Annotated in this window: 20 protein-coding genes; 16 read left to right on the forward strand and 4 right to left on the reverse strand. The window is 64.3% G+C overall.

What is annotated here, in order from left to right; all coding sequences use genetic code 11:
• The first annotated feature begins 216 nt into the window (after nt 1-216).
• The 4 genes from SX243_10170 (at nt 217) to SX243_10185 (ending at nt 5,723) form a co-directional block, all read left to right on the forward strand.
• Nucleotides 217-1,215, forward strand: a complete 999-nt coding sequence (locus SX243_10170; GenBank protein MDY7093322.1) for a hypothetical protein — start codon at nt 217-219, stop codon at nt 1,213-1,215.
• Between the two features lie 164 nt (nt 1,216-1,379).
• Nucleotides 1,380-2,696 carry a S8 family serine peptidase gene (locus SX243_10175; protein ID MDY7093323.1) on the forward strand — a complete coding sequence of 439 codons (1,317 nt, stop codon included), beginning with the start codon at nt 1,380-1,382 and terminating at the stop codon, nt 2,694-2,696.
• 104 nt (nt 2,697-2,800) lie between these two features.
• Nucleotides 2,801-4,327 carry a hypothetical protein gene (locus SX243_10180; GenBank protein MDY7093324.1) on the forward strand — a complete coding sequence of 509 codons (1,527 nt, stop codon included), beginning with the start codon at nt 2,801-2,803 and terminating at the stop codon, nt 4,325-4,327.
• Between the two features lie 280 nt (nt 4,328-4,607).
• The gene (locus SX243_10185; protein MDY7093325.1) at nt 4,608-5,723 is read left to right on the forward strand and encodes a glycosyltransferase family 2 protein; all 1,116 of its coding nucleotides are present in this window, start codon (nt 4,608-4,610) and stop codon (nt 5,721-5,723) included.
• On the opposite strand, the gene SX243_10190 is transcribed toward SX243_10185, so the two are convergent.
• The 4 genes from SX243_10190 to SX243_10205 are packed head-to-tail and all read right to left on the reverse strand — an operon-like array spanning nt 5,689 to nt 11,367.
• A complete protein-coding gene (locus SX243_10190) occupies nt 5,689-6,696 on the reverse strand; it encodes a lysylphosphatidylglycerol synthase transmembrane domain-containing protein (GenBank protein ID MDY7093326.1) in 1,008 nt (335 codons plus the stop codon). The genes SX243_10185 and SX243_10190 overlap by 35 nt on opposite strands.
• Nucleotides 6,697-6,701: 5 nt before the next feature.
• Nucleotides 6,702-8,135: a class I SAM-dependent methyltransferase gene (locus SX243_10195; protein ID MDY7093327.1), complete on the reverse strand. Its 1,434-nt coding sequence runs from the start codon at nt 8,133-8,135 to the stop codon at nt 6,702-6,704.
• On the reverse strand, nt 8,132-9,292 hold the full coding sequence (locus SX243_10200) for a UDP-N-acetylglucosamine 2-epimerase (protein ID MDY7093328.1): 1,161 nt from the start codon (nt 9,290-9,292) through the stop codon (nt 8,132-8,134). The genes SX243_10195 and SX243_10200 overlap by 4 nt, the downstream gene beginning before the upstream one ends.
• Nucleotides 9,289-11,367, reverse strand: coding sequence for a sulfatase (locus tag SX243_10205; protein ID MDY7093329.1), 2,079 nt, complete (start codon nt 11,365-11,367; stop codon nt 9,289-9,291). The genes SX243_10200 and SX243_10205 overlap by 4 nt, the downstream gene beginning before the upstream one ends.
• Before the next feature lie 204 nt (nt 11,368-11,571).
• Here SX243_10205 and SX243_10210 point away from each other — a divergent pair, with 204 nt between their 5' ends.
• From SX243_10210 to SX243_10265, 12 genes are all read left to right on the forward strand, one after another.
• Entirely contained in the window at nt 11,572-13,011 is a 1,440-nt protein-coding gene (locus SX243_10210; protein ID MDY7093330.1) for a M20/M25/M40 family metallo-hydrolase, read from the forward strand.
• A 200-nt stretch (nt 13,012-13,211) separates the two neighbouring features.
• Nucleotides 13,212-13,748, forward strand: a complete 537-nt coding sequence (locus SX243_10215) for a prepilin-type N-terminal cleavage/methylation domain-containing protein (GenBank protein MDY7093331.1) — start codon at nt 13,212-13,214, stop codon at nt 13,746-13,748.
• Nucleotides 13,749-13,895: 147 nt separating this feature from the next.
• Nucleotides 13,896-15,308 carry a M20/M25/M40 family metallo-hydrolase gene (locus SX243_10220; protein MDY7093332.1) on the forward strand — a complete coding sequence of 471 codons (1,413 nt, stop codon included), beginning with the start codon at nt 13,896-13,898 and terminating at the stop codon, nt 15,306-15,308.
• Between the two features lie 97 nt (nt 15,309-15,405).
• On the forward strand, nt 15,406-15,921 hold the full coding sequence (locus SX243_10225; GenBank protein ID MDY7093333.1) for a prepilin-type N-terminal cleavage/methylation domain-containing protein: 516 nt from the start codon (nt 15,406-15,408) through the stop codon (nt 15,919-15,921).
• 179 nt (nt 15,922-16,100) lie between these two features.
• A complete protein-coding gene (locus tag SX243_10230) occupies nt 16,101-16,970 on the forward strand; it encodes a prepilin peptidase (protein MDY7093334.1) in 870 nt (289 codons plus the stop codon).
• A gap of 16 nt (nt 16,971-16,986) precedes the next feature.
• Nucleotides 16,987-18,828 (forward strand): ATP-binding protein, encoded by a 1,842-nt coding sequence (locus SX243_10235; protein ID MDY7093335.1) that lies wholly within the window; start codon nt 16,987-16,989, stop codon nt 18,826-18,828.
• Nucleotides 18,829-18,902: 74 nt separating this feature from the next.
• Nucleotides 18,903-19,541, forward strand: a complete 639-nt coding sequence (locus SX243_10240; protein MDY7093336.1) for a prepilin-type N-terminal cleavage/methylation domain-containing protein — start codon at nt 18,903-18,905, stop codon at nt 19,539-19,541.
• An 11-nt stretch (nt 19,542-19,552) separates the two neighbouring features.
• Nucleotides 19,553-20,170: a hypothetical protein gene (locus tag SX243_10245; GenBank protein MDY7093337.1), complete on the forward strand. Its 618-nt coding sequence runs from the start codon at nt 19,553-19,555 to the stop codon at nt 20,168-20,170.
• Nucleotides 20,170-21,513 (forward strand): hypothetical protein, encoded by a 1,344-nt coding sequence (locus SX243_10250; protein MDY7093338.1) that lies wholly within the window; start codon nt 20,170-20,172, stop codon nt 21,511-21,513. The genes SX243_10245 and SX243_10250 overlap by 1 nt, the downstream gene beginning before the upstream one ends.
• Complete coding sequence (locus SX243_10255; GenBank protein MDY7093339.1) at nt 21,510-22,037, forward strand: hypothetical protein; 528 nt, start codon at nt 21,510-21,512, stop codon at nt 22,035-22,037. Before SX243_10250 ends, SX243_10255 begins: the two co-directional genes overlap by 4 nt.
• A gap of 70 nt (nt 22,038-22,107) precedes the next feature.
• The gene (locus SX243_10260; GenBank protein MDY7093340.1) at nt 22,108-26,160 is read left to right on the forward strand and encodes a PilC/PilY family type IV pilus protein; all 4,053 of its coding nucleotides are present in this window, start codon (nt 22,108-22,110) and stop codon (nt 26,158-26,160) included.
• Nucleotides 26,160-26,918 carry an FxLYD domain-containing protein gene (locus SX243_10265; protein ID MDY7093341.1) on the forward strand — a complete coding sequence of 253 codons (759 nt, stop codon included), beginning with the start codon at nt 26,160-26,162 and terminating at the stop codon, nt 26,916-26,918. Before SX243_10260 ends, SX243_10265 begins: the two co-directional genes overlap by 1 nt.
• The last annotated feature ends 55 nt before the right edge of the window (nt 26,919-26,973 follow it).

Below are 26,973 nucleotides of genomic sequence, written 5' to 3' on the forward strand. Positions count from 1 at the left end.
GGGGCTTCGGTAAGGGTTTGGGCGGGTGGGCGGGTGGTGGGGTGGTGAAGTGGTGAGGTGGCGTGTTGCTTCTTTGATAGATCGCTTTTTATCCTGAGGTTTCTTGTCGGTTGAATCGGATCTCTTGGTGATGGTGTTCTCTTGGTCTGGTTCCGGTCGCGAGCTTCGCATACCGCCACAGGTATCTATTGTCTGTCTCGGCTGTTGGAGGTGTAAGTGGATATCTTGATTCGTGTGTTCGTTTATGGGTTGGTTGCCCTGTTGCCTTATGAAGACGATCAGCTTGATGTGGCCATCCTCAAGAGTGGTGTGTGCCCTCATACGCCCGTGTTTGCAGCAATTGCTACGGATTGTGTCGATTCTAATAATGGAAGGGAGGGTTGCTATAGTGGCGATCCTGATTCTTTTAATCCTCTGTATGCAGCGGTGTATCTCAACTTTGAGGGTTATCAGATTGAGGTTGAAGGCGTTTCGGGCTCAGTGTCCTTTCAGTCATCTTCCCAATTGAAGACTTCTAAGAGTCCTAAGGCGGGTAAGGAGGCTCGGGACTCTCGCTGGTTGCTGTCGATGAAGAGTCTGCTCGACGTTGGGGGCCTGGATCGAGACCGGATTTCATCAACCTTGTCTCTTGCAGGTGGAGTAGTGTCAGTCTGCTCTTTGACTACTCTTTATGAGCCATGCCCTGAGGATCCGGCAAGAGTCTGTGATGATGATCGAGCTCCGGTTTTTCATATTTATCGTCCTTCTGATAAGGGGAAGGCTAAGCAGGTGCTTGCAGATCTTGCTGTCTGGCAGAATACTGTTGCGGGCAATAAGGTTCTGATCAAGGTTAGGGGGGTAGAAGATTCTGTCCCTTGGGAGAGGTCGATAAAGCTTGATCCGTATCCTTGTAATCATGGCAACAAGAAGAGGTGCTTAGATATCTTTTTTGGTGCCCCTCAGAGACCGGATCTTGAGGGTTCTGGGTCCTGTTATCCGGATGACGGAGATCACATGGCAAGTCATTTTCGCCCCTACTACTCATTGTACGGGATTCCAGGGAATGAAGGTTTTGTCCCGAAGACCACGTGGTGGTCCAGGTGGACCGCTCGAACTGCGCATGGGGATTGCTCAGCGCTGGGCGACTGGCTGCTGCCCAATGAGGATATTGTTACAGGGGAAGAGGGTAGCGATGTTTCTAGTGTGAATGCCTGTCCGATCGTAAGAGGGGGCTAATATTGAGGCCTTTCGAGGTTCGGCTGCGCGAGTTTCATTCAAAGCTGCGGGGGTCGCCTAAGGGGTATGTGGAAAGAGCAGTGATTGTTCTTCCTAGGGCCGTTCCCGTAGGTTTGATCAATGCAGGTGAAGGTGGGTCTGGAGGCGTTGAGTACAGGATAAGCTTGACTGAGTTGCAAGAAGCGTTCGATTTTGAGAAGAGCAGACTCCTTCAGCTTTCTGAGGGGTTTGGTTCAGGGTTAGATGTCAGGGAGGAAAGTTGGGTCACAGGAAGTCTGTTGGTGTCGGCGTCGGTAGACTTTCTCGTGTCGCTAATCGGGCCTGAGGAAATGACGACTGGAGCGTCCGAATATGCGCCGTATAGGGTTCATCCATCAGATCCTTTTGATGCTGAGCAAGGTGATGAGACCGATAAGGACTTTCTAGGTGTAGTGCCTGAGAAACGCGAGCTACCGGAATCTTCCTTTGCTGGTCCATTTGGTTTGGTACCCTTTCGTTATTCTCGTCGCAATGAAGTGGCTGGCCCTCTGGGGCTAGATAGCCTTGGTATCTTGAAGCCCGGTGACGGTGTGGTGGTGGCGGTAGTTGATAGGGGGGTTGAAGGGCACTCGGAATTTGAAGGGCGCTTGTTGGAGGGGAAAGCCTTTGGGAAGGCTGAAGACCCTCACAAGGATGATGGTAAGGGCCATGGAACAGGCGTTGCGGGTCTTGTCGCCGGCAAGGAGCAGGGGGTAGCACCTTTCGCGAAGATACTTCCTCTCAAGGTTGGGAAAAAGCAATGTGATGTCTTTAAGGCCTTTGATCAGGCAATGGCCGAAGGTGTCGACGTGATTTGTTATGCGCGCAACTTCTCGGCGAATGTCGACCCAGTCCTTTGGCGTAAGGCATGTGAGAGTGTGCTAGCTGCAGGTATTCTGCACGCTGTAGCTCTAGGGAACAAGGGTGGCATGGTAGAGCAGCACTTGCCGCCAGCGAATGTACTTTGTCCGGCGTTTTGCCCTCCTCCAGTGTCTGCTGTTGGCGCGGGTGGCGTGTCTTCCGCTATGGCTGCTGGTTCGTTCAATCTAGGTGACGAGCGAGCGAGGTTTGATTGCTCGTTTGGTCCATCGGTCTGGAGCTTGGAAGACTATCAGGACTATCCTTGTGATGAGCCGCTCTTTAGGGGAGATTTTTATCTCCCTGGAGGAACGAAAGAGGGGGGGGGTCTTTTGACTGCCTTACGCGGCGGCGGAAATAGATTTGGGCGATTTTCGGGATCCTCTGCCGCTGCTGCCTGTCTTGCTGGTGTCCTAGCAATCTTGGCGCAGAAGAAAGAAGGGGTAGTGGAAGCCACCTCTGATAGGCCCATCAAGATCTTCAAGGCATTGTTGGATTCGGCTGACGAGATCAAGATCCGAGTAGGGACGTGTTTCTCGGAGGATTCAGCTAACGAGAGACACGAGCGTCGAGTGAACCCCCCTGAGGCCTACAGAAAGGTTTGAGGGCCAGCAAGTAGCTCGAGATCGCTACGCTGTCGCGCGAAGGTTCAGGGTTGGCCTGTGCTAGGCTCGTCTTCCAATTGCCCCGTCCCAAGAGAATGGTCACCTTGCCGAACCCCCCGGAATCCGCTCGGAGTGCAGCTTCCTTTGCAAGAGTTCCCTACCGCCCCCTCCTAGCCCTAACCCTCCTCTACTTCACCGCCAAGCTCCTCTTCTTCGCCCTAAACATCGCCGTAGAGCTCCCCCCCGACGAGGTGACTCACCTCAACCGCGCGGACATCTTCGCCGGGAGTTGGGGCGTGCCGGATGATGGGCCGGAGACGTTTCGGTATGGGTTGATCGAGGGGGTGCCGTGGCTCTACAACTGGGTTACGGGGCGGGTGCTGAATCTTTTGGGGTGGCTGCCGGTGGCGGATTGGTTGGTCTTGCGGTTGTTCAACTGTGGGTTGGGGCTGCTGACGGTGCTCTACGGGCTGCGGTGGATCCGGTTGATGACCGGCAACCGGATCGTGCACCTCCTCTTCCTAGTCATGATCACCAACGTCCTCATGTTCACCGGGCTGGCGGCGGCGGTGTCGTATGACAACCTGATCAACCTGCTGGCCGTCCTGGCCCTCTACTACCTCTTCCGCTTCTCCGAAGATCGCTCCGTCTCCACCCTCGCCAAAGGCCAGCTGGCGGTGATTGCGGGGGTGATGACCAAGACCAGCTTCCTGCCCTTCGCCTTCATTTTGGAGCTCGTGCTCCTGGTGCGGGAGCGCAAGCACCTGCTGGGAGCATGGGGCCATCTCAAAAGAGCGCTCGCGAAGCCGGAGGAGGGGGCGGCTCCGGAGGTGGTAACGGGGTATCGGAAGCGCATGGCGTGGGTGGTGGTGACGGTGCTGGCGGGGATCTACGCGGCGGGGTTCTACGGCACCAACGTGTTGGTCTACGGGCATTTGACGCCCAAGGCTGACCAGGTCCTGAGCCTCGAAGAGGCCATGCAGAACCGGATCTTTGCCCGCAACTACATCGTGCGCCAGTTCAAAGAGGGGAACCTAAGCTTCGAAGAGGCCATTGCCATGACCCGGGGAATCCACGAGCCGGGCAACGCGCGGCGGGCGCGGAATTTGATTGCGGTGGCGCGGGATCCGGGGGCGTTGGCGGCATCGCTCTTGGGGCCCATGGAGTACGCCCGGCGGTGGGTGGTCTTCATGCTCGCCGACGGCATGGGGTACCACGGGCACCTGGTGATGCGGAAATGGAGCACCAGCCTCTACCCGATGCTGGCCATCCTGCTGGTCACCGCCGTCCTCTTCATCCGCAAATGGCAGCCCGACGACGCCGGCGGGGCGTGGACCGGGGCGGCGGTGGTGGCCGGGTTTTATGCTCTGGTGCTGCTGGTGCTGGTGAACTACCGCATCTATCTCAAATCCGGGATGCTCGACTATGCCCTCCAGGGGCGCTACATCTTCCCGGTGCTCATCCCCATGGCGGGGATCATCAGCTACTACCTCATCGCCTACCTGCCGCGGCGCAGCCAGGTGCTGGTGGCGCTGCTGGTGGCGGGGTATTTCATCTACGGGGAGCTGCCGTTCTTCCTGGCCCGGGCGGAGGCGTGCTGGTTTGTCGGAGCGGAGGGGTGCCAGTACTGACCCAGCCCACGGATCGGTCTTTCCTGGAATCCGTTCAGGCTCCTCTCTCAAGCTGCAACTGGCGGCTCCACTTCCGTTCTAAACCCTCAAACTTTCCTTTGTCTCTTGCTGGTATGAGTCAAGAGCAAGACCCGAGGATGGCCTTGTGCCACCGCAGGGCTTGACTCTTGACGCCCTCCGCGTTGAAGGCCCCTGTTTGTCACCAGATTCGGCCCGAACCAGCGTCAGTCCGTTGTGGACGAAACCCTGAGCTCTGAAGAATCTGTCAAGATACAGGGCCATGAACGGATCGGAAGGAGCGCGGGCGGAGTCGCCTCGGGAGGCCGAGGTGGAAGCTGCTGGAGACCTGGAGGCTCGGCAGGCTGCGGCCCAGTCGGTGGAAGCGGGCCTGCGGCTGCTGGTGGCGATGCCGGCGCTGAATGAAGAGAGGACGGTGGGGGAGGTGATCGCCGGGATTCCGGAGAAGATTCCGGGCATCGCCGTCATCGACGTGCTGGTGGTGGATGACGGGAGCACCGACCGTACCGGGGAGATCGCCCGGGAAGCCGGGGCCAAGGTCCTGCGCCACCCGGCGCCCCGCGGGGTGGGGGCGGCGTTCCACAGTGCCTTGGGCTATGGCATCGATCAGGGCGCCGACCTCATCGTCAGCATCGATTCCGACGGTCAATTCAATCCCGCGGACATTCCCCGGCTGGTGGCGCCGGTGGTAGCGGGGGAGGCGGATTTCGCCACCGCCTCGCGCTTTGCGGATCCCGAGCTGGTGCCGCGGATGCCGTGGCTCAAGCTGTGGGGCAACCGCATGATGAGCCGGTTGGTGTCGCGGCTGGCGGGGGCGACCTTTTACGACGTCTCCTGCGGCATGCGCTGCTACAGCCGCCGGGCGGCGCTGCATCTGAACCTGCTGGGGCGCTTCACCTACACCCAGGAAGTCTTCCTCAACCTCGCCTTCAAACAGCTGCGCATCGCCGAGGTGCCGCTGGAAGTGCGCGGCGAGCGCAGTTTTGGGGAGAGCCGGGTGGCGAGCAACCTGTGGCGCTATGCCTTGCGCACCTCGCAGATCATCTTCCGCTGCTACCGCGACTACAACCCGCTCAAATTCTTCGGCTGGCTGGCGCTACTGCTCTTCCTCCCGGGGTTGGGATTGGGTCTCTTCCTGGCGGTGGTCTACTTCGAGACCGGGAGCTTCTCCCCCTACAAATGGACCGGCTTCGCCGCCGCGGCGCTGACCATTTTGGCGGTGCTGGTCTTCCAGGTGGGGTTGGTGGGAGACCTACTCAACCGCCACCGCATCTATCTCGAAGAGGTGCTCTACCGGCAGCGGGACTTGGGGTCCCGGAATTGGGGCCCCCGGAATTCGGGTCCTAGGAATCGGGGGAGCGGGGACCGGCAGGAGTAGCCGCACGCCGGAGCGCCCAGAAGCCCGGGCCGGCGAGGAGGGTGGTGATGGAGAGGATCAACACCCGGTCCGCCAGGGCCACGGCGGCGGTGATCTGGGTGTCGATGCCGAGGAACGCCGCGATGCCCACCAGGGCCGCCTCCTTGATGCCCAAACCTCCGGGGGTGATCTGCAGCAGGAAGCTGAAGTCGCTCACCGCGATGAGCAGCAGGATCAGCGCCACCGGCAGGTCCGCGCCGCTGGCGGCGAAGAGAATCCACAGGCGCGTAGCTCGGAAGAGCGTCGAGAGGATGTGCAGGACCAGCAGGCCCCAGAGCATGTCGTGGCGCCGGGAGAAGAGAATCCAGGCCTCCCGAGCGGTTTCCAGGCGCTGGCGGATGAAGGCCGGGGCGAAGCTCAGCCCATGACCGCCGCGGGCGATGAGCACCGCCACCAGGATTCCGACACCCAAGAACGCTGCCAGCAGAGGCAGGCCGGTGTTGCCCAGGCGCTCGAGGTTGGTGCTCACCATCACCGCTCCGAAGAGACTGCTGGCGAGCAGGGCGAGGAGGAATTGCGGCGAGGCGAGGGCGGCGACCTGCCCCCAGGCGAGCCCGCTGCGCCGCTTGATCACCCCGGCATAGACGGCGAGCCCGGAGAGCGGCACCACCTGGTTGAAGAAGCTGCGCAGCCAGCCGAGCCAGAAGGCGTCGGAGCGTCCCAGAGTGCCGCCCCAGGCGTAGATCGGCCGCACCAGGATTTCCACCTGCAGCAGGCGGGCGAGGAGGGTGACCAGGATCCACCCCGCCACCGCCAGGGGGGAGAGCACCTGCAGCACCTGCTCGCGGCTGAAATCGCCGGCCATCGCTACCGCCACCAGCAAGGCCAATCCCAAGAGCCAGGAGCCGAGGGCGGTGAGCTGCTGGCGCCGGCGGATGCGGCGGGTCTTGGTCGGGAGCGCCGGCGAGCGCTCTTCGGGAGGGGCCTCGGTCATGGTCCTCAGAGCTCGTCGAGACGGGGGATCAGCCGCGCCAGCAGGCCTTCGACCCGAGATCGGGTTTCCGCCACCAGTACCGATCCCAGATTCGGCTGACGGTGCAGCAGTCGATGGCGGGGAGCGGCCAGCTGATAGCGCAGCAGGTGGCGGAGGCCTCCCAGGATGCCGAGAGTGACCTCCCCCAGCGCTCGCGGCCGGTGGTGCCCGAGGGCCAGCAGAGTCCGGCCCAGGTGCAGACGGTTCTTCCAGCGATAGTGGTTGCCCTGGGGCTCGAAGTCCACCACCCGAAGACGGGGGCCCTCGGGACCGGTCTCCACCAGCAGGTTGTTGGGGTTGAGGTCCACCACGTCCGCCAGCGCCGTGTCCGATGAAGCGGGCAGGAGCAGCCGTTGCGGGAACTCCGGCTGGAGCCGGGCTGCTTGGGAGGCCACCACCAACAATTGGGCGGCCAGGCCTCGGCGCAGGTCCGCGGGCCCTCCGGCAAAGTTGAGCAGGGAGTCCCCTTCGATGCGCGGGAAGGCGAGAGCGCCGTCCTCTGTGCGGGCGATGGGGGGCACCGCCCACGGCACTTGGTTCAGCTGCAGGCCGAGGGTCAGCTCCTGGTGCTGCGCCAGGGGGCTGTGGAGAGCGCGCTTGAGGAAGAGGGGGCCGGAGGAAGAGGGACGGAAGCGCAGCTCCACCGGCGTGTCTCGGCCGCTCTCCTGCAGCGGAAGGAGCTGTTGGTGCCGGCTGCCGAAGGTGCGGCCCAGGCGTTCGCCGGCGCCCTTGCCGACCTCCACCAGCGGCAGAGGCGGGGTGGGGAGGCGGCGTTCCTCCAGCGGCTTGAGGTCCAGGCGCAGGAGCCAGCGGCGGGCGCCGTGGATCCAGAAGCGGCCGGCGACGTCGAAGTCTTCGACTTGCTCCTCGACGCAGCGCAGCAGATAGAAGAGGTGTTCCTCATCGGTGCGGAAGTAGCGCCGCAGGGCGCGCTGCCAGGCCCAGCGGCCACCTTCGGTGATGTGCCCGGTCTCGAAATAGAAGCTCCGGCGACAGTGGCTCACCAGATGCTGGAGTACCCGCACCGCCTCGCTCAAGCCCCGCTCCCGCAGGATGTGGTGATGCACGGCGCCGTAGAAGACGTGGTCGTAGGTCTCCTGCCAGTCGATGTCGCAGAGATTGCCCTCGATGAAGGCGAAGCGGGGGTCGGCGAGAAGCGCGTCGTCGACGGTGGAGCGGGCCAGCTCGATGCCGGTGACCCGCTCCACGGCTCCGCGCTCCAGCAGGTGGGCGCTGGTGAGACCGCGGTTGCAGCCGGCGTCGAGGAAGTGTCCGCCAGGGGGGAGCTGACTGGCCATCACCTCGGCCCGGCCGAGGGTGCGCCGGCCGTGGCGTCGGTGGTAGGTGGCGTCGCCGCCGCGGTAACCGCCGTCGCCCGGGATGCTTCGGTCGCCGCTCATGAGGCGCCCCCAGCGGCGGCGACGTGGGCGTCCAGCGCGTCGAGGATCACCCGCGGAGCGGCGAAGGTGGGCTCGTCGGTGGCTGGCTGATCGGTGCTTTCCGCTACCGAGCGCAGGAAGGCCAGGTCCGTCGCCGGATCGAAGGTGGTGAGGGCGGCCGAGGTGCCGATTCCATGGGGCCGCTCGGTGGTTTGGCGCAGGACCAGGCAGGGCTTGCCCAGGTAGGAGGTCTCCTCCTGTACCGAGCCACCGTCGGTGAGCACGAAGGAGGCGTGGACCAGGGCGCGGACGAAGTCGGGATAGGCGGCTAGAGGCTGGAGAGTGATGTGGGGGTCGTCTTCCAGCTGCCGACGCAGGCCGGTGCGGGTGAGGGCGCGCTCGGTGGGCTCGTGGAGATAGAAGGTCACCGGTGCCAGCTCCGGTGCCAGCGCCTGCAGATGCTCCACCAGCCGTCGCAGCCGCCCGGAGCGGCCGAGGGTCTCCGCCCGATGCAGGGTCAGGACGGTTCTTGGCGTCGATGGCGTGGGCGCGGAGCCGCCATCCTCTCCCGCCCGCCGGGCCATGAGCAGCAGGGCGTCCCGGCCGGTGTTGTAGCCGGTGGGATGAATGGCGCCGCGCAGCTTCCGTTCCTCGAGCCTGCGGGTGGAGACGTCGTCCGGGGGGAAGAGGAATTGGGCGCGTTTTTCGACGTGGCGCCGCACCATCTCTTCCGGGAAGGGGTTGAGCAGCTGGCCGCTGCTGAGGCCCGCTTCCACCAATCCCACCGGCAGGCCCAGCCGCCGCGCCAGGTAGAGGCCCAGGGCGGTGGAGAAGGTGTCGCCGTGGACCAGCGCCACGGCTGGCGAGCCCAGGACCAGCCGCTGCCGCAGCCGGCGGGCCGGCCGGGCCAGCTCGGTGCCGGCCCGCGCCAGCCAGCGGAGCATCTGGGCGTAGGTGCCGACGGTGCGGCCGGTGGGGAGGAAGTAGACCAGGTCCGGCTGGAGCTCGAAGTCCTGGAGGATTTGCCCGGTGAGAGAGCCGTGCTGGGAGAGGTCGAGAATGCGGTAGGGCCGGCCCTGACGCTCCAGCAGGGTGGCGATGGGGGCCATCTTGATGAATTGAGCCTTGGTCCCGATGATCAGGTGGGGGACGGCGCCGGGCGCCGAGGCAGCGCTCATGGGGTTGAGGTGTCGGCCGGAGGGGCCGCGCCGTCCTCGGAGTCCGATCCTCCGCCCACCGGTGGTGGCCGGTAGATGGGCGGCGAGGGCGGAGCGGCGCCCGGGGGTGCAGCGCCGGAGCTTCCTGCATTCGGGCCGGCGGGGGGCGGAGCCTCTTGCCACCAGCGTTCTGCTCCGCTGGTTTGCGCCGGGTGCTCTGCCCACCAGGCGTCGACGGTGAGGCGGAAACCCAGAATCCGTTCCTCGGCGCGGTGAATTTCCTCCTCGCTCATCTCCAGCGCCAGATTCTCCGTCTCCCCCGGATCGCTGGCGAGGTCGAAGGCCTCGGTGGGGCGCAGGCCGTAGTGGAAGATCCACTTGCGGTCGCCTTCGCGCATGGCCAGGCAGGTGTTGGTGAACCAGCAGGAGCTGAAGACTCGGGGATGGCCCGGGTCGTCGAATAGGTCCTGTCCCGGGAGCTCACCTTCCCAGGGCGCCTGCAGCAGCCCGAGAACGGTGGGCAGGAGATCCACGTGGTGGCGCAGTCCCTCGACTCGATCCTTCTCTTCCAGTAGCCACGGTGCGCGGATCAGCCAGGGCACCCGCACTACCTCCTCATAGGGCACGATGTCGTGCTGCCAGCGCCGATGCTCGCCGAAAGCCTCGCCGTGGTCGCCGAGGACGATGAGCACCGTGTCCTCCAGCCGGCCACTGGCCCGCAGCCCGTCCACCAGGGCTCCCACCACCTGGTCCTGGTGCTCGATGGCGTCGTCGTAGAGCTTTCGATGCTCCCGCACCGCGGTGACCACCGGCTGGCCAGGAACCTGGTAGGGGTGGTGGGTGGAGAGGGTCAGGAGGGTGAGGAAGAAGGGCTCTGGTCCACCGCCTTGGATCCACTGCAGGGCCGGCTCCACCATGGCCATCTCGTCGAGGCCCAGGTAGCCGGTGGTACCGAAGCCGGGGCGCCGCAGGGTTTCCTGGAAGGCCGCCTGCTGGAAGCCGAAGTTGCGCACCAGCCCCGGACGATTCTCGAATCGACCCATGGCGGTCTGCAGGAAGGCCGTGCGGTAGCCACCCTGGGCCAGCAGGTGGGGCATGCATTGCAGCGGCAGGTTGTCCTCCAGGTGCTCGTAGATGGGCATGGCCAGCCGCGGGTACATGCCGCAGAGGATCGCCACCAGAGCCTTGGAGGTGTGGGTCACGGAGGAGTAGGCGGTGTCGACGACGACGCTTTCCTCCGCCAGGGCGGCGAGGTGGGGAGTGCGGGACCAGCGTTCCCGGGGCGCGTAGGGCGGGGTGACGTCGGCGCGGGTGGATTCGAGGATCAGCAGCACCACATTGGGGGTGCGGGTAGGGGGAGCGGTGAGGCGTGGCTCCCGGTAGTACTCGTCCGGCGGCACCATCTCGGCGGCGGCCCGCTGCATCTCTTCCGTGAAGCTGGGTTTGCTGCGGAAGAAGCCGCCGAGGGTGGTGGTGCCGAGGCCGGAGTAGGCGATGACGGCGGTGGCCGGCACCGCCACCAGGATCAAAGCGCCGAGAGTGCTGGCCAGGAGAGTCTGGCGCTGAGGCGCCAGGCGTCGCCGAAGCTCGCCGGAGAGAGGCAGAGCCCAGGCGAGGATCAGGCCTACCAAAAGCAGGCCGCCGGCGAAGGAGGCGCGGAGCAGGAAGCTGCCGTCGACGCCGTAGGCCAAGAGCCCTTGGAGCATCTGGAAGTGGCCGGCGGCGTAGAGCATGAGCTCCAGATCGAGGCGGATCCCGGTGTGGAGAAAGAAGGTGTGCTCCAGGATCGCCAGGGTGTAGGCGCCCAGGTGTACCAGGACGAAGCCGATCCACCACAGAATAGAAGCGCCGGAAAGGCGCCCCTCGGGACCCCGTAGCCAGCGGGCCAACGCCACCGCCAAGCATTCCAGCACCGCAACCGCGCCGAGCTCCGGCAGCAGCAGCGTCACCCAATCCAGCAGCCCGGCGTCGAGATCCAGGATGCGGGCCTTGGAGATGCGGAAGACCAGCAGCAGAGTCGCCAGCAGGATTCCCTGGAGTAGGGCGGCGAGAATGCGCCGGGGCGGCCGGGGGGCGACTTCGACGGTTGAGCTCATGACAATCCGGATGGCTTGGCAGCTTCGGGGGGGACGAAAACTAGCGTGTAGCGTACCAGGAGCTGGAAGCGCGGTGGAGCTTCTTATTGAGAGGATGTTTCTCCTACCGATGGGAATTTGAGATACTCGATGCTCCCTTGGAGCGGCGAGCCCGGAAACTCTCCCTCGATGCTCCAAGCTCGCTCCCCTCCCGAGCACGAGATCATGCTGCAACGCAACGAGCTTCAACGCCTGCATCGGCGCACCGCCCGCATCGCCCTCTACGGCAGTCTGCTGCTGGTGGGGCTGGCGGCAGTGCTGCTCTTCTCGATCACCCGCGCTGCTTTCTCGCGAGACCGGGTCGATCTGGAGAAGAGCCAGCGCTGGGCCGACGTGGATTGGGAATCGCTGTCCGAGGTGCGCCTGCTGCAGGATTATCTGAAGGTGGACACCAACGCCGACGACGGCGACGAGTACGCCGGCGCTCTCTATCTGGCGGAGCACCTGGAAGCGGCGGGGCTGGAGGTCCACATCGAGCGGCTGGGGGAGCGTCACGCCAATCTGTGGGCGATTCTCGAGGGAGAAGAGCCCGAGGCGGTGGTGCTGCACAACCACATCGACGTCGAGCCCATCTTCCACCCCGAGCTGTGGACCGTGCCTCCCTTCGGCGGCACGGTGGACCCGCCGTGGATCTACGGCCGCGGCGTCTTCGACATGAAGAGCCTGGCCATCGCTCAGCTGGTCTCGGTGATGGAATTGGCCGCCCGCGGGGAGAAGCCGCGGCGGTCGGTAATCTTCTTGGCCACCGGCAGCGAGGAGCGGGGGAGCGATCTGGGGGCCACCTGGGTGTTGCGGGAGCATCCGGAGATCGCCGAGCGCGCCTGGGTGCTGCTCACCGAGGGCGGCATCGTCGAGGCCATCGATGCCGACCAGGGCAAGTATTGGGGCACCGAGTTCGGGCAGAAGCAATTCGTCGACATCGAGATCTGTAGTCACTCCAAGCAGTCCCTGGTGGAGCTGCGCAAGCGCATCGCGCGCCTGCGCAAGCAGCTCGGCGATTTGCGGGTGTTGCCCGAGGTCGAGGAGATGATGCGCTCCTATGCCGAAACCCGGGATCGCGAGGATCTGCGCGAGGGCCTTTCCGATCCGCACCAGCTGATCTACGATCCGGCGGCTTTCAAGGCTATGCCCGGATATCTGGAGGCCCTCTTCCGTTCCGAGGCCCATCCCTTCCCGGTCAAGGAGAAGCCCGGCGGCGGCTACCACATGATCGTCAAGCTCCACGTGCTGCCGGGGGACGACCCGCAGGAGGTCCGGCGCCAGCTGCTGCCGGACTGGATGCTCTGGGGCGTTGATTGGGCGCTGGTGGAGCGCCCCGCCTCCGCTCACAGCACTCCCACCAGCCACCCGGCCTTCCAAGAGATCCAGCGGCTCCTCGGGGAGCGCTACCCCAAAATTCCATCGGGGCCCTTCTTCCTGCCCTGGACCGCCACCGACGCGCGCTTCTTCCGACGGGCGGGGATTTCCACCTTCGGATTTTCCCCCTTCTTCATCCTGACGCCGGACACTCTCACCGGCGCCAACCCCAACGAACGCATCGCCCTACCAGGCTACGTGGAGGGCGTCGAGCTCTACTCCGAGCTGGTCGAGCGGCTGGTGCGCTGAGGCTGACGGGCTAGGTGACCAGGAATTGCCACTTCCTGTCCGCGAGTTGCCAAAATTTGTCCATAGCCATGGGGCTTCGCCTAGACAAACGCCTATTGCAGGGCTGTTACAACCTGGCACGCTCCCTGCAACTGATAACTCCCCTAAAGGGTTTAGCGGCTCCAAAAGCCCCGAGAACGTAAACGAGGAGGTTTCCCAAAATGCTCAGAAAGCTTCAGAACCGTCAGCGTGGTTTCACGCTCATCGAATTGCTCATCGTTGTTGCCATCATCGGCATCATCGCCGCCCTGCTCATCCCGAACTTCCTGGACGCGCTCCAGAAGGCGAAGCAGAAGCGGACCGTCGCGGACGTCCGGAACACCGGTACCGCCATGATGTCCTGGCTCACTGACCAGGTGGCTGCCGCCGCCGCGGGCCAGGCTACCAACACCGTCGACCTGACTTCCTATGACGAGAAGGGTCACGGAGTGATCGCGGCTCAGCTCGAGCCCCGGTACATCCAGGCCGTCCCCTCCGCTGACGGCTGGGGTCACAGCTACAGCTTCTACCTGACCACCGCCCAGTTCGACTCCGACGAGCTGATGGCGATCCGCAGCCCGGGTCAGGACGGCATCTTCTCCGGTACCACCTACACCTCCGCGGCTTTCGAGCCGACCAACTACGAGGAAGACATCGTGTGGGCCAACGGCTACTTCGTCCGCTGGCCTGGTGGTGTCGCGGTGAGTAACGCGCCGTAACCAGTTCCTGAACGGCTGAATGCGAAGACGGGCGCTGCCTCACGGCGGCGCCCGTTTTTTTATGCATTCCATATACTCGGGCTGATCCGCTCGGACTGAATCCTTCAGGCCGAGCTTCAAAGACTCCCATTCGAGACCCACACCGTGATGCTCAATCTCCGCTCTTCCACCGTCTGCTTCCGGGCTCTGGCCTTTCTCGCCGCTGCACTGCTTTTCGTCGTGCCGGTCTTCGTCGTGCCCGCCCGGGGGCAGGATCTCTCCGAGGCCGCCCGCTGGCTTCAAGGCTACCTGCGCCTGGACACCACCAATCCGCCGGGGAACGAGTTCCTGGCCGCCGGATATCTCGCCGGCATTCTGCATCGGGAAGGGATTGCCAGCCGTCTGCTGGTAACCCCGGAAGGCCGCACCAGTCTCTACGCGCGGTTGCCGGCGACGGTGCCAGCGGCGGAGCGGCGGCCTGCGGTGCTGCTGATGCACCACATGGATGTGGTGCCGGCGGGGGAAGGCTGGAGCTTCGAGCCTTTCTCCGGTCGCTTGCGGGACGGCTATCTCGAGGGCCGTGGTGCCGTCGACGTCAAGAGCTTGGGCATCGCTCACCTCGCGGCGCTGGTGGAGCTGGTACGGGAGGGCGTCGAGCGCGACCGGGACGTGATCTTCCTCGGCGTGGCGGATGAAGAGAACGGCGGCGGCCGCGGTACCGCCTGGCTTCTAGAGCATCGTCCGGAGCTCTTTGAACAGGTCGGCCTGGTGCTCAACGAGGGCGGAGCCAATCGCCACGTCAACGGGCGGCTGCTGTGGTGGGGGGTGGAGGTGGCTCAGAAGCGGCCCCTCTGGTTGCGCATCACCGCCCGAGGCCGGGCGGGTCACGCCTCCGGCTACCACCCTCGAAGCGCTGCCCATCGCCTGATCCGCGGCCTCGACCGTCTGCTGGCTCTGCCCACCGAGTTTCGAGTCACCGAGGGCGTTCGCATCTATCTGCGGGCTCTGGCGCCCTTGCATCAGCCGCCGTATTCCGACCGCTTCGCCAACATCGATCGGGTCATCGGCCCCGATGGCCCGAAGGAGAGCCTGTACCCGGGGATGGCGGGAATGTTTCTCGACACCGTTCAAGTGACGGTGTTGGAGGGCAGTGAGCGCATCAACTCCATTCCCGCCACCGCCAGCGCCGACGTCGACGTCCGCCTGCTGCCGGATACCGATGCCGACGCCTTTCTGAAGAAGGTGCGCGACGCACTGGGCGATGATCTGTCGGTGAAGGTGCTGGTTGCGTCACCGCCGGCGGGGCCCTCGCCGGTGGATCATGAGCTCTTTGCGGTGCTGGAGGAGCGGTTGGGACAGGTGGCACCGGTGGTGCCCGTCTTCATCTCTGGTTTCACCGACTCGCGCTATTTCCGCCAGCGGGGAATTCCAGCCTATGGATTTTCGCCTTTCGCGCTGGAGCCCCAGGATCTTCTGGGTATTCACAACGTCGATGAGCGCATTCGAGTCGACGCTTTCGACCTGGGAGTACAACGAAGCAATGATGTGCTCCGGGCCTTGGTGAGGCGGAAGTCCCCCTGAGCTGGGACGGTATGCTGCTTGGCACAGCTCTTGCTGTTATTATTTAGATGTCCCCCCAGGGTCGTGACATTTTGCAGGAGTTGATATGAGGAGAGTTGTGCACAGAACCGAACGTGGTTTCACCCTCATCGAGCTTCTGATCGTCGTAGCCATCATCGGCATCATCGCCGCGATGCTGATCCCAAACATGTTGGGAGTGATGCAGAAGGCGAAGCAGAAGCGGACCATGGCAGATCAGAAGCTCGCCGGAACGGCGATGATGGCCTGGCTCACGGATCAGGCCGCCGCCGCTGCGGCAGGACAGGGTGAGGTCTTCACCATGGGGCATTATTCGATGATCAGCTATGACGATCTCACCGAGGCCCTGATTCCCCAATACACCGGCAAGATCGCGCGGCGCGACGGGTGGAATTGGTCCTTCGATTATCGTTTGAACGTCGGCGATCCCCACGGTGAGCAGGTGATGGCCATTCGCAGCCTGGGTCGAGACGGTGTCGCCGAAGGCTCGTCCTATTCCGGTGGAGCCTTCGAGCCGCTGGAGTACGACCGGGACATCGTCTGGGCCGACGGCTTCTTCGTCTCCTGGCCCCAGGGGTTGGGGGAGAGTTTCTAGCGGCCTGAGGGCCGAGCGCTGCTCCGCCGAGCTCCCGAGATTCCGGAACCCCGGTTGCGGGACTTGGGGCTTCGGGGTGGATGGACAAAAAACGGGGTTTCGGCCCCGTTTTTTTGTCGCTCATCCCGGGCTTTCGCTGGCTGTGGCCGGAAGCGGGTAGAATCGCGGCCACCGTGACTATGGATGCTTTTCTGACGTTCTACGTCATCGCCCTCGGATTGGTGGTGGGGAGCTACCTCAACGTGGTGATCCACCGCCTGCCCCGCGGCACCTCCACCGTGCTGCCGCGTTCCGCGTGTCCCTTCTGTGGCTCGCTCATCGCAGCCCGGGACAACCTACCGCTGATCAGCTTCCTACTGCTGCGCGGCCGCTGCCGCCACTGCCGCAGCCCCATCGCCTGGCGCTACCCCGCCCTGGAGGCGGCTACGGCGCTGCTCTTCCTGTTCTGCTATCGCGCCTTCGGGCCCTCGCCGGATCGCTTCTTCCGCGACGGCACCTGGCTGCTGGCCGCGGCTTTCGGCTGTCTGCTGCTGGCGCTGGCGGGGATCGACCTGGAGCATCTGCTGTTGCCGGATCGGCTCACCCTGCCGGGCATCGCCGCCGGTCTCCTGCTGCAGCCGTGGCTGCCTTGGGGCGAAGCGCAGCGGGCTGCCCTCGCCGCCGCCTGGCCAGCCGTGGCCGAGGCTCTTCCGGAGTGGTTTCAGCATCTCTTGGTGGGAGCTCTGGGGGCCCTGGCGGGGGCCGGCGTGCTGCTGGCGGTCTATGGCGGCTGGTATCTGCTACGGCGCACCGAGGGGCTGGGCCTGGGGGACGTCAAGATGCTCGCCATGATCGGGGCCTTCTTGGGCTGGACCGGCGTGTTGGGAACCCTGTTGGTGGCCACGTTCACGGCGTCGACGGTGGCCATCGTCGCCATGCTTCTGGGGCGGCTCAGCCTGCAGCACAAAATGGCCTTCGGACCGTTTCTGACCCTCGGTGCCCTGGTCTCTCTCCTCGCCGTCGGACGGGGCGGGGTCCTGGGCCTGCTAACGCCGCTGCTGGGCTGGTGATGGCAGGAGGCTGATCGTGACCAAGAGCAGAGGCGTCCGGCTGGGGCTGCGCCGCGAGGTGCTGATCCTGCTGCCGGCGGCCCTCATGCTGTTGATTCTCCTCTCGACCTTTTCTCTCCTCTTTTTCCGCAATGGCTTGAGCCTGGAGGCCGAGCAGCGGCGGCGCCAGGTGGCGCGCCAGGCTCAGGTGCTGGCGGATCAGGTTCTGGACCGCCCGAGCATCACCACTCCGGAGCTGCTCTCCGTCGCAGAGCCGGCGGTGGGGCTGGCCTTGCTCGATGGAGAAGGTTGGCCCGTGATGTCCAGTGGCGAGCTGCCGGCGGGCAATCTGCTGCCCGAGGACGCCCGCACCGACAGCCTGCTGGGGGCTGCCGGATTTGGTCCCTCGGACGAGGTCGGCGACGTGGTGGCGGGGGTCGTAGCGCTGCCTCCACCATCCCCGGCGGCCTATCTTCGAGTGGACGTGCCGGCGGCGGTGCTGGCTTCCCAACAGCGCGGGTTGCGAGTTCTGACGGTGGTGGTGATCTCCGCCAACGCCGCGGTGCTGATCCTCGTATTGCTCTTTCTGCGGCATCTGCTGGCGCCCTGGGAGGCCTTGCTGGAGCAGGCCCGGCGTGCTCACCCGTCGGGAGCGGGAGAGGATGGGGAGAGCGAGGTGGAGATGTTGCTCTCCACCTTCGAGCAGGCCATGGACGCCCTGGCCCGAGCCTCCGATGCCCGGCCCGACCGCACCACCGAGGACGAGCTGGCGGCTCTCCAGCGGACCCTGGCTCCGAGCCTAGAGAGCGGCCTGCTGTTGGTGGACGACGAGCTGCGGGTGCTGGCGGTCAACGCGGTGGGCCAAGGCCTGTTGGACGTCGCCGAGCCGTCGGCGCCGGTGCCCGCCGGCGAGCTCCTGGCGGCCCACCCGTCGCTTTTGGCGGTGCTCGAGGAGGCGGTGCGGGAGGAGGGCGGCATCCGCCGGCGAGAGGTGGCCCTGGCTCCTGCGGCTTCCGGTCCCGAGCAGGGACCCCGGACCCTCGGTCTGACGGTTCATCCGCTGCGCCGGGACGATCTGCGGGTCCGCGGCTACATGGTGCTCTTCGCCGACCTCACCGAGGCTCGTCGCAAGACTCGGGAGACGGAGCTGGCTCAGGGGATGGAGCGCCTGGGGGAGATGGCGGCGGGGATCGCCCACGAGCTGCGCAACTCCCTGGCCACTCTCAAGGGCTATTTGACCCTCATCGAGCGCAAGCCGGATGAAGAACAGATCGCCGATTACCTGGCGGAGATTCGCCACGAGGCGGATCATCTGCAGCGAGTGCTGGAGGATTTCCTGACCTTCAGTCGCCCCGGCTCCGTGCGGCCGGAGGAGATCTCCGTCGCGGCGTTGGCTCGGCGGGCGGTAGCGGATCCTGCCCTCGGCGAGGCGGAAGTTCAGCTGACGGTGGAAGGTGAAGAGTCGGTGAATCTGGTGGCAGACCGCCAGCTGCTCGAGCGGGCGGTCCGCAATCTCCTCCTCAACGCCGTGAGAGCGCAGCAGGAGGCGGGCTCCGAGTCGCCGGTGGAGGTCCGCCTGGTTGGCGACGAAAGCGGCGTGCGGCTGACCATCGAGGACCGCGGGCCGGGGCTTCCGGAAGCCCTCAAGGAGCGCCTGTTCCAACCCTTCGCCTCTCAATTCCGCGGCGGGGTGGGGCTGGGCCTGGCGGTGACCCACCGCATCGTGGTGCTCCACGGCGGACGCATCCGGCTGGAAGACCGGCCCGGGGGTGGGGCGCGGGCGGAGCTCTTCTTTCCCCATGGCACTTCTGTTACGAAAGGTAACGAAGGCCCCTGGCTGGGAGCTTCGGAAGAGATTTCAGGGGGTGGGTCTAAATGACTGTAAAAAGGAAGGTTATCTTTGTGTCGCGGGTCTGTTTTGAGGCTGGCACCGAGGTTGCTTAGGAGAAAGGCATGTTGAGAAAACGCTCATCGGGATCTCGTGGTTTCACCATGATCGAAATGTTGGTGGCGAGCATGGTGTTGGCCATCGCCGTGCTCATCGGGCTGCCCGAGCTGCGGAAGATGTATGTCCGCATGCAGCTGGAGAGCTACGTGCTCAACTTGAGCAGCGTCGCCAACAAGGCCCGGTACGAAGCCATCAAACGAGGTATGGACACGGTGGTCAAGGCGGATTACACCAGCCGCACCCTGTTCACCTTCGTCGATCAGCCCACCTTCGACGCCAATGGGGTTCGTACCGATACCCCCTGGGTCTTCGATCCGGCGGTGGACGAAGTGATTCAGGGTTTGCCGCTGCCGGACAGCGTCAGCTTCACCCCGCCCCCCGGGGAGACCACGGTGCTCGGGCTCACCGATCCCGTCGGCGGCGACCAGGACGAGGATCACGTCGCGGTCTTCCTCACCGATGGCTCGGTGCAGGACGTCGGGGCGTTCCGTCTCGGTGACAACCGCTCGAACTACGTTCAGCTGACCTTCAATCCCCAAGCCACCGGCCGCGTGCGCACGGAGAAATGGGATTGCGTCGACAGCGTCTGGCGGGATCGAGCCGAGAATTGGATCTGGGAAGATCGGCGGTTGACCGGATGTTGAGGAGGTCGTTCATGATTCGCAGTGCTAGCGGTGCTCAGAGCCCCCGTAGAAGGGGTCAAGAGGCCGGTTTCTCCATCATCGAAGGTCTTGTCTCCATGGCGGTGTTGCTCATCGTGGTGGTGGGGTTGATCCCCCTCTTCACCCAGAGCATGGTCAACAACCTGGCCGGGAGCCATCTGACCCAGGCCACCAACTTCTCCACCGATGCCTTCGAAGAGCTCTTTCAATACGACTTCGAAGATCAGCGGCTGGACCTCGACGACGGTTCCAACGCGCTGCGCATCTCCGAGCTCTTCGGCAGTGGCCAAGAGGTCGGGGTGCCGGTGGAGATGATGCGTCAGGATCTGGCGGAGGCGGACAACGACGCCGAGCTCGACTACGAAGCGATCCTCGCCGCCTTCGATCCCACCGACGTGCAGCAAGCTCTTTGGCTGCGGGTGATCACCGTGCGCCAATTTCCCATCAGCGCCGCCCGCGACGAAGTGCTCACTGTGGACGAGCAGTTGGACGGTGACTTCCCTGCCAACGCGGTCAACTTCAAGCTCATCGAGATCACCGTGGTCTCCGTCAACGACGGCTCCATCCTCGGTCAGGGCCGAACGACCTCCAGCATCATGAAGGTGATCTGATGATTCGCAGAATTTCTCCGCAACGACATAGCTCGAACCGCCAGGGATCCTTCGGCCGAGGCCAGCGAGGCTTCACCCTGGCGGAGATGGTGGTGTCCCTCATCGTGTTGGTGCAGGTGATTCTGGTGGCCATGCTGCTGTTCCAGTTCAACGCCCGGGTGACCCGCACGCAGACTCGACTGGCGGAAATGCAGCAGTCTTTGCGCGTCGGCCACAACGAGATCATTCGCCTGGTGCGCATGGCTGGCCGCGGCGGCCTGCCGGTCACCGGGCCCACCGGGCCGGTGGCGGCCACCGTCACGCCGCCCATGGGTTTTGCGCTGGACGTCACCAACAACGTCACCGCCGCCAACCAGGCCGTGGCCGCCAATTACACCGGTACCTCTCCCAACGCCATGCTCGGCACGGACATCCTGACGGTGCGGGGCAACTTCTCCTCGCCGCAGTACTACGGCGGAGCGGTGGTGCTCAACGACACCCCGGAAGACGCCACCGCCGGAACCCTGTTGATCAACCGGGTAACGCCGCAGATTCCGGATCAGGATCTGACCACCATCAACGAGGCCATCGACAACAACGTCCCGGAGGCGCTGCTGCTCTTCTCCGGTAGCCCCGGCGAGCAATATGCGGTGGTGGAGCTCAACCCCGCTTCCTCGACCTCCGACGCCAACACCGTGACCGTGGCGTTCACCATCATCGGCAACACCCGCGCCAACGCCTACCGTGAGCTGTGGACCAACGACGCCGCCGAGCGCTTCCCCATCATCGACGGCAGCGACGTCTACGTCACCGTGCTCGAGGAATACCGCTTCTACATCCGCAATGACTCGACCTCGTTGACAGCGCTGGAGGTTCGGCCGCGGCTTTCTCGGGCACGACTGATGCCGAACACCGGTATTCCCCACGGCAATCCGGCCAATTTGGGAACCACGGCGGCGCTGACCTTGGCGACGGACATCGCCGACGACATCGTCGACCTGCAGGTGGCAGTGGCCTTCGACACCCCCAACGCGCCGGCCACTCCCAACGCCGACAATATCGACCGTGCCATCTTCGAAAGTGACAACGGCGCCAACGACGACTGGCTGTTCAACAGCCTCGACGACGACATCACCGACGCTCTTTGGAACGACGCCGATCCGGCCAACGTTCCCGATGCTTTCTATTTGCGTGTCAGCACTTTGGCGCGCACCGCGGGGCGGGACCTGCAGTACGAGGCCCCGCTGCTCACCTTCATCGAGGATCACGACTACAGCAGCAACGTGATGCTCAACTCGGAGGTCGGGCGCAAATATCGCCGCAGAGCGTTGCAAACCACCGTCAAGCTGAGGAATTTGGGATGAGACAGAGACAAGAGATCCGCACCCGCCGAGACCAGCGAGGCAGCGCCTACCTGGCGGTGTTGATGGTGCTGTTGCTGCTCACCGTATTGGGCATGTCCCTGGTGTTGATCACCCAGACCGAACGGGATCTGGGCAGCAATCACCGCATGGTCAGCAAGACCTTCTACGCCGCTGACTCGGCTGTCGGCATGGCCGTCAGCTGGCTGCTGTTGAGCAACAACTACCAGCCCCAGCGGTTGGTTCTTCCCAACCGGGACGGGGGACCGAGCCTGGTGACGGACGAGCTCACCAGCACCCAGATCAGCGCGGTGCGCAACGTCGACTGCAACCTCTGTGACATCGCCACCCAGCCCGGTGACACGCCCTACAAGGCCATCGACCACCGTTTCGCCGTCACCGCGCGCCGCACCATCGGCAACCGTGTGCTGGCGCAGAAGCAACTCAACCTACAGGTCGAAGTGCAGCCCCGCAAACCGTTGGCGGACTCGCTCTACGAGGGGTCCCTGGACTATCCCACGCCGTGAGTGGGGTCGCCCTTCCAAGAACCTAGATACGACAGCCCAGATACGACAGGAAGCGTAAGGAGTAAGGATCATGTTCACATCCATCAAGCGCGCGCACTGGCTTCTCGCCAGCCTGGCCATTTTCGCCCTCGGCCTGGCCTACGGGGCCTTCGCCGACGACCGCAACCTGCTGCGGGACAACGCCGCCGACCCTTACGTTTTCATCCTGCTCGACACCTCGGGCTCGATGAACTGGGCCATCGGGGACTACCTGCCCACCCTGCGGGCGGATGATCCGACGTCCAAGATGTACCAGGCGAAGGACGCCCTGTATCAGGTGGTGGAGAGCCTGGAGGATATCCACTTCGGCTTCACCACCTTCAATCAGGACGATTTCCGGGTGCGCCGCAAGCACTGGGCCTACCGGGCCCTGAACGAGGGCATCGTGGTGCTGCGGGATCCCGTCACCAACGAACCCGTCCTCACCGTGCCGGAGCGCGGGGACGTTCACATCTTCGGCCGTGCGCAGGAGTGCTATGACGAGAATCCTTGGGTCTACATCGGCTGCGATTCCAACAATCCGGCCCGTATGTGGGACGACTGGGAGAAGCGCCGGGTGGAGCTCTACGCCAAATTTGGCACTACTGCCAGCATCGGAGATACGGACAGCTACTACATCCGCGGACGCCGGGACGTCAACGACAACGACTATCGCTTCCAGGTCACCTTCCAGCTCCTTTCCGGCGACTACGGCGACAACATCATGCGAGTGCGGGTGATCGTCCGCAACACTAACAAGTCCAGCTTCTTCTCCTACAAGGACATCGACTTTCAGATCGTGCCGGAGTCCGACCAGGGCTTCATCACCTGGGACTTGGGGCCGGCGCGGAAGGAGATCAACAACCGCGAAGGGTTCTTCGAAGACGATGCCCGGGAGACCTTCGTCAACAGCACTTGTGACGGCTGGGAAGGCAACGACGACACCTGGCAGGACGACTACGAGAGCGTAAGCTTCCGCCTGCCCAGCCCCAACAACCCGGGGATCATGGAATACGGCGACGTCATTCCCCTCAATTGGGACGACAAGAACCGCCTCAAGATCCTCGACCGGCTGGCGCCCAACCGGGTCATCCCCGGCACGGATCCCACAGACTCGTCCTTCGAACCCGACTTCCGCATCGCGCCCTACATCACCGACAACCGGGTCAACAGCAAGCTTTCGATCATCCAGGATTTGCGCGTGGGGCAGAGCAGTAGCGTGACGGAAGACCCCATCGTGCCGCTGATCATTCCCCGCGGCTCGACGCCGTTGGGCAACTCGCTGGAGGACTTCACCGAGTGGTACGAAGGGCCCAACGGCGACGACGGCTGGGAAGCCATGGCCACGACCGAGGACGAGAGCTTCCAATGCCGCAACGTCTATGTGCTGATGCTCACCGACGGCAATGAGACCTGTGGCAGCGACGCTCCGGCGGCGGCGACCTACCTGCGCGAGGAATACGGTGTTCGCACCTACGTCATCGGTTTTGGTCTCGAAGGTTCCGACGGTGGTGACACCCTGGACGACATCGCCCTCGCCGGCGGCACCCTGGCGCCCTTCCGGCCCCAGAGCGCCGACGAGCTAGTGGAGACCCTGCAGAGCATCTTCAACAACATCCGCCCGGACGTCAGTACCTTCGCCTCGGCGGCGGTGCCTTCGGTGCAGACCAACGTTTCGGACAAGATCGTGCTCTCCACCTTCACCCCGGTCAAGCAGTCCAGCGTGTGGTCGGGGCGGATGGACGCTTATCTCAGCCCGCTGCCCCTGGACGCCGACGGTAGGCCGGTGCGCGACCGCCTCTGCGGCTCCACCCGCAACACCGCCTGCCGTCTGTGGGACGGTGGCGAGGAGCTGATGGATCAGAGCCTCGAAGAGGCGGAGCTGGATGCTTCTCTGCTGGTGGCCGGAGACGATCCGGTGGGCTTGGCGGTGGATCAGCGCCGCCTCTTCTACTCACCGGTGATCGGCTCGGCGAGCGCTGTACCCCAAGCTCGGCGGTATTTCTGGCACGACGACGCAGACGCCGTGGGCCTGTGGGAGGACCTCATCTTCGGTCTCGGCATTCCTTCGGATCCGGCTCCTTCGGCAGCCTACGACGCCGCCAAGGTCCGCGCCCAGGACGTGTTGGTGGACACCTATCGAGTCAAGCACGACACGATCGAGATTCGGCAGCCCGACGGGTCCTTCATCACCGAGCCCATCGACTTCGTGTTGGGCGATATCTTCCACTCCGATCCCATCGTCGTGGATCGCCCCAACGACTTCAAGCTCTTCTCCATCGACAAGGAGACCAACGGCAAGCCCTGCGACGACAATGCCGACCCCAACCCGGGGTACCGCTGCTTCTTCGAGAAGCATCTCTATCGTCGCAAGATGCTCATCGCCGGTTCCAACGACGGTCAGGTGCACGCCTTCGACGCGGGCATCATGCGCGAGGTCAACAACGCCGGCGACATCGAGCGCGAGTTCGACAACGGAACCGGCCGCGAGATCTTCTCCTTCATTCCACGGGTGGCAATGGACGATGTCCGCGACCTGTCGGAGGAGATCGACGAGTCCGGACACCGGTTCATCGTCGACGGTCGGTTGGTGCCCGGCGACGTGTTCATCGACCCGCTGCACTCGGGGACGCCCTCCGCCGACGAGCGGGAGTGGCGCACCGTCACCGTCGCCGGCATGCGCGAGGGTGGCCGGGCGATCTATGCGATGGACATCACCCAGCCCGATGATCTGACCAACGGCATCGAGTCCGGGTATGACCTGAACAATATTCCTGAGCCCTTGTCGGGTACCGATGGGAGTGCCAGTGACTTCGTGCCCTCGTGCATCAACGGCGGCGCCGAGTGCGGCACCCTGCCCTTCCCGGCCATGCTCTGGGAGTTCACCGACCTCAGCGATGAGGACCCCAACGGCACCCCTGGCGATGGCTTCCCCGACCTCGGCGACACCTGGTCGATTCCCAACATCGGCTTGATCAAGGTCGACGACGGCACCAACGAGGTGGACCGCTGGGTCGCGGTCTTTGGTGGCGGTATCGATCCGGAGCACGTCAACACCGTAGAGCGTCCGGGTTTGGTGGGTAACTACCTGTACATGGTCGACATCGAGACCGGTGACGTGCTCTACAAGCGGGCCGTCGACGGCGCGGTGCCCAGCGCTCCCGCCATCGTGGACCGCAACAGCGATCTCTACCTCGACTACATCTACGTCGGCACCACCGCCGGCAGTATGTACAAGGTGGATTTGACGGGCACGCCTCCGGTTCTCGACGCCATTACCGGCCGCATCGAGCCTGGTGTCAACGACGTGTGGGAGCCGTTCGCGATCTTCGACACCGATGGGCGCCCCATCTTCTATCCGCCGGCGGTGGTCAACGTCGCCGACCGCGGTGTTGTGGCGCTAGCCTTCGGCACCGGGGACCGCGAGGACCTCTGGCGCGAGGATTCCAACCAGACGGGCCGCTTCTACGTGGTGGTGGACGACTTCTACACCGCCGCTTCCGGTGGCCTGCCGCTGGATGTGGACGACCTGGATGAGCTGGACTTCGAGGACTCCGGCTTCGACTTCACCGTCAACCGGCTCAAGAACGGCAACGGCTGGTGGGTCGACCTGCGCGAGTCGGAACGGCAGATCGCCAACGTCTTCAGCCTCAGTGGCATCACCATCTTCTCCACCTACGAGCCGGCGGATCCGGACACCGGTACCACCACCGGCGGCGACAACTTCTGCACCGAGACCGGCGACAGCCGCATTTATGTGGTCTTCACCACCACCGGCGCAGCGGTTCGGCCCAGCGGTCACTACACCACCATCGGTGGCTTCCTCACCGGAATCTTCACCAAGCTGGGGCAGACCCAGAACGATCCGGACGATGACACTCCGGGCTCCCCGGGCTCTGATCCGGACGACCCCGCCGCCCAGACCGGCGATGTGCTCACCGACGAGCTGCGAGAAATCCGCGACAGCTTGAAGGATTTGTTCCCGGATCTCTGCCGGTTCGGCAACTTCACCATCAACATCTATACTCAGGAGCAGAATACGGGACAGATTTTCATCGCCCCGGTGCCGATCTGCACCGTCCAGCACAACTGGAGGGATACTTGATGACCCGATTGCTCTTGAAGCTGACCTCGTTCGCCCTCGCCGTCACGGTCCTCGCCGTGCCGGCGGCGGCGGACTGGTTGGTCACGCGGGATGGTTCCCGCATCGAAACTGATGGGCCGTGGGAGGAACGGGGGCGGCTCATCGTCTTTACCACCGCTAGTGGCGACCTGGCCTCGATTCGAACCTCGGAGGTCGATCTCGAGGCCAGCCGCGCGGCCACCGAGGAGGCGTTGGCTCCCGCCGCGGAGGCTGAGCCGGAGGAGGTCGCGGTGCGCGAGGATCCTGTCCTCGTGCTCACCGACGACGACGTGCGCCAGGTCGACCCCAGCGAGTTCATCGAAGACGGAGAGGAAGAGGCCGGCGAAGAGGTGGAAGCCTCGGCGGCCGACCTGGTGGTCACCAGCTGGCAGCAGCTGGAACCGCCGGCCGGTGGCGGCGTGACCATCCAGGGCACGCTGCGCAACAACGGTCAGGCGGTAGCTACCCAAGTGCGCGTCAACGTCACGGTCTTCGACACCGAAGGTGAATCCATGGGGACCGAGGAAGCGGTGCTCACCAGCAACACTATGGGGCCGGGGGAAGCGATCAATTTCCGCGCCCTCTTCCCCGATGTCCAGACCGTGGATCAGGCGACCTTCGCAGTGACCAACAACGCCTTCGCCGCCGACTCCGGAGCGGACGAAGACGGCGAAGGGGACGACATCGAGCCCGCTGCGGTGGACGACGAGCCTCTCGAGGACGAGCCTGCGGCGGAGTAGGTTGGGGGTCGGGGCCGGTCAGCCTGACTCCCCGGCATTCTCTCGGATAGTTGGC

It is taken from the genome of Acidobacteriota bacterium, from assembly GCA_034211275.1.
In the GTDB taxonomy this organism is placed as follows: domain Bacteria; phylum Acidobacteriota; class Thermoanaerobaculia; order Multivoradales; family JAHZIX01; genus JAGQSE01.

Coding starts and splice junctions, on each gene's coding strand:
- SX243_10185 (MDY7093325.1), top strand. CDS start 4,608: ATGAACGGATCGGAAGGAGCGCGGGCGGAGTCGCCTCGGGAGGCCGAG.
- SX243_10190 (MDY7093326.1), bottom strand. CDS start 6,696: ATGACCGAGGCCCCTCCCGAAGAGCGCTCGCCGGCGCTCCCGACCAAG.
- SX243_10195 (MDY7093327.1), bottom strand. CDS start 8,135: ATGAGCGGCGACCGAAGCATCCCGGGCGACGGCGGTTACCGCGGCGGC.
- SX243_10200 (MDY7093328.1), bottom strand. CDS start 9,292: ATGAGCGCTGCCTCGGCGCCCGGCGCCGTCCCCCACCTGATCATCGGG.
- SX243_10205 (MDY7093329.1), bottom strand. CDS start 11,367: ATGAGCTCAACCGTCGAAGTCGCCCCCCGGCCGCCCCGGCGCATTCTC.
- SX243_10210 (MDY7093330.1), top strand. CDS start 11,572: ATGCTGCAACGCAACGAGCTTCAACGCCTGCATCGGCGCACCGCCCGC.
- SX243_10215 (MDY7093331.1), top strand. CDS start 13,212: ATGCTCAGAAAGCTTCAGAACCGTCAGCGTGGTTTCACGCTCATCGAA.
- SX243_10220 (MDY7093332.1), top strand. CDS start 13,896: ATGCTCAATCTCCGCTCTTCCACCGTCTGCTTCCGGGCTCTGGCCTTT.
- SX243_10230 (MDY7093334.1), top strand. CDS start 16,101: ATGGATGCTTTTCTGACGTTCTACGTCATCGCCCTCGGATTGGTGGTG.
- SX243_10240 (MDY7093336.1), top strand. CDS start 18,903: ATGTTGAGAAAACGCTCATCGGGATCTCGTGGTTTCACCATGATCGAA.
- SX243_10245 (MDY7093337.1), top strand. CDS start 19,553: ATGATTCGCAGTGCTAGCGGTGCTCAGAGCCCCCGTAGAAGGGGTCAA.
- SX243_10250 (MDY7093338.1), top strand. CDS start 20,170: ATGATTCGCAGAATTTCTCCGCAACGACATAGCTCGAACCGCCAGGGA.
- SX243_10255 (MDY7093339.1), top strand. CDS start 21,510: ATGAGACAGAGACAAGAGATCCGCACCCGCCGAGACCAGCGAGGCAGC.
- SX243_10260 (MDY7093340.1), top strand. CDS start 22,108: ATGTTCACATCCATCAAGCGCGCGCACTGGCTTCTCGCCAGCCTGGCC.
- SX243_10265 (MDY7093341.1), top strand. CDS start 26,160: ATGACCCGATTGCTCTTGAAGCTGACCTCGTTCGCCCTCGCCGTCACG.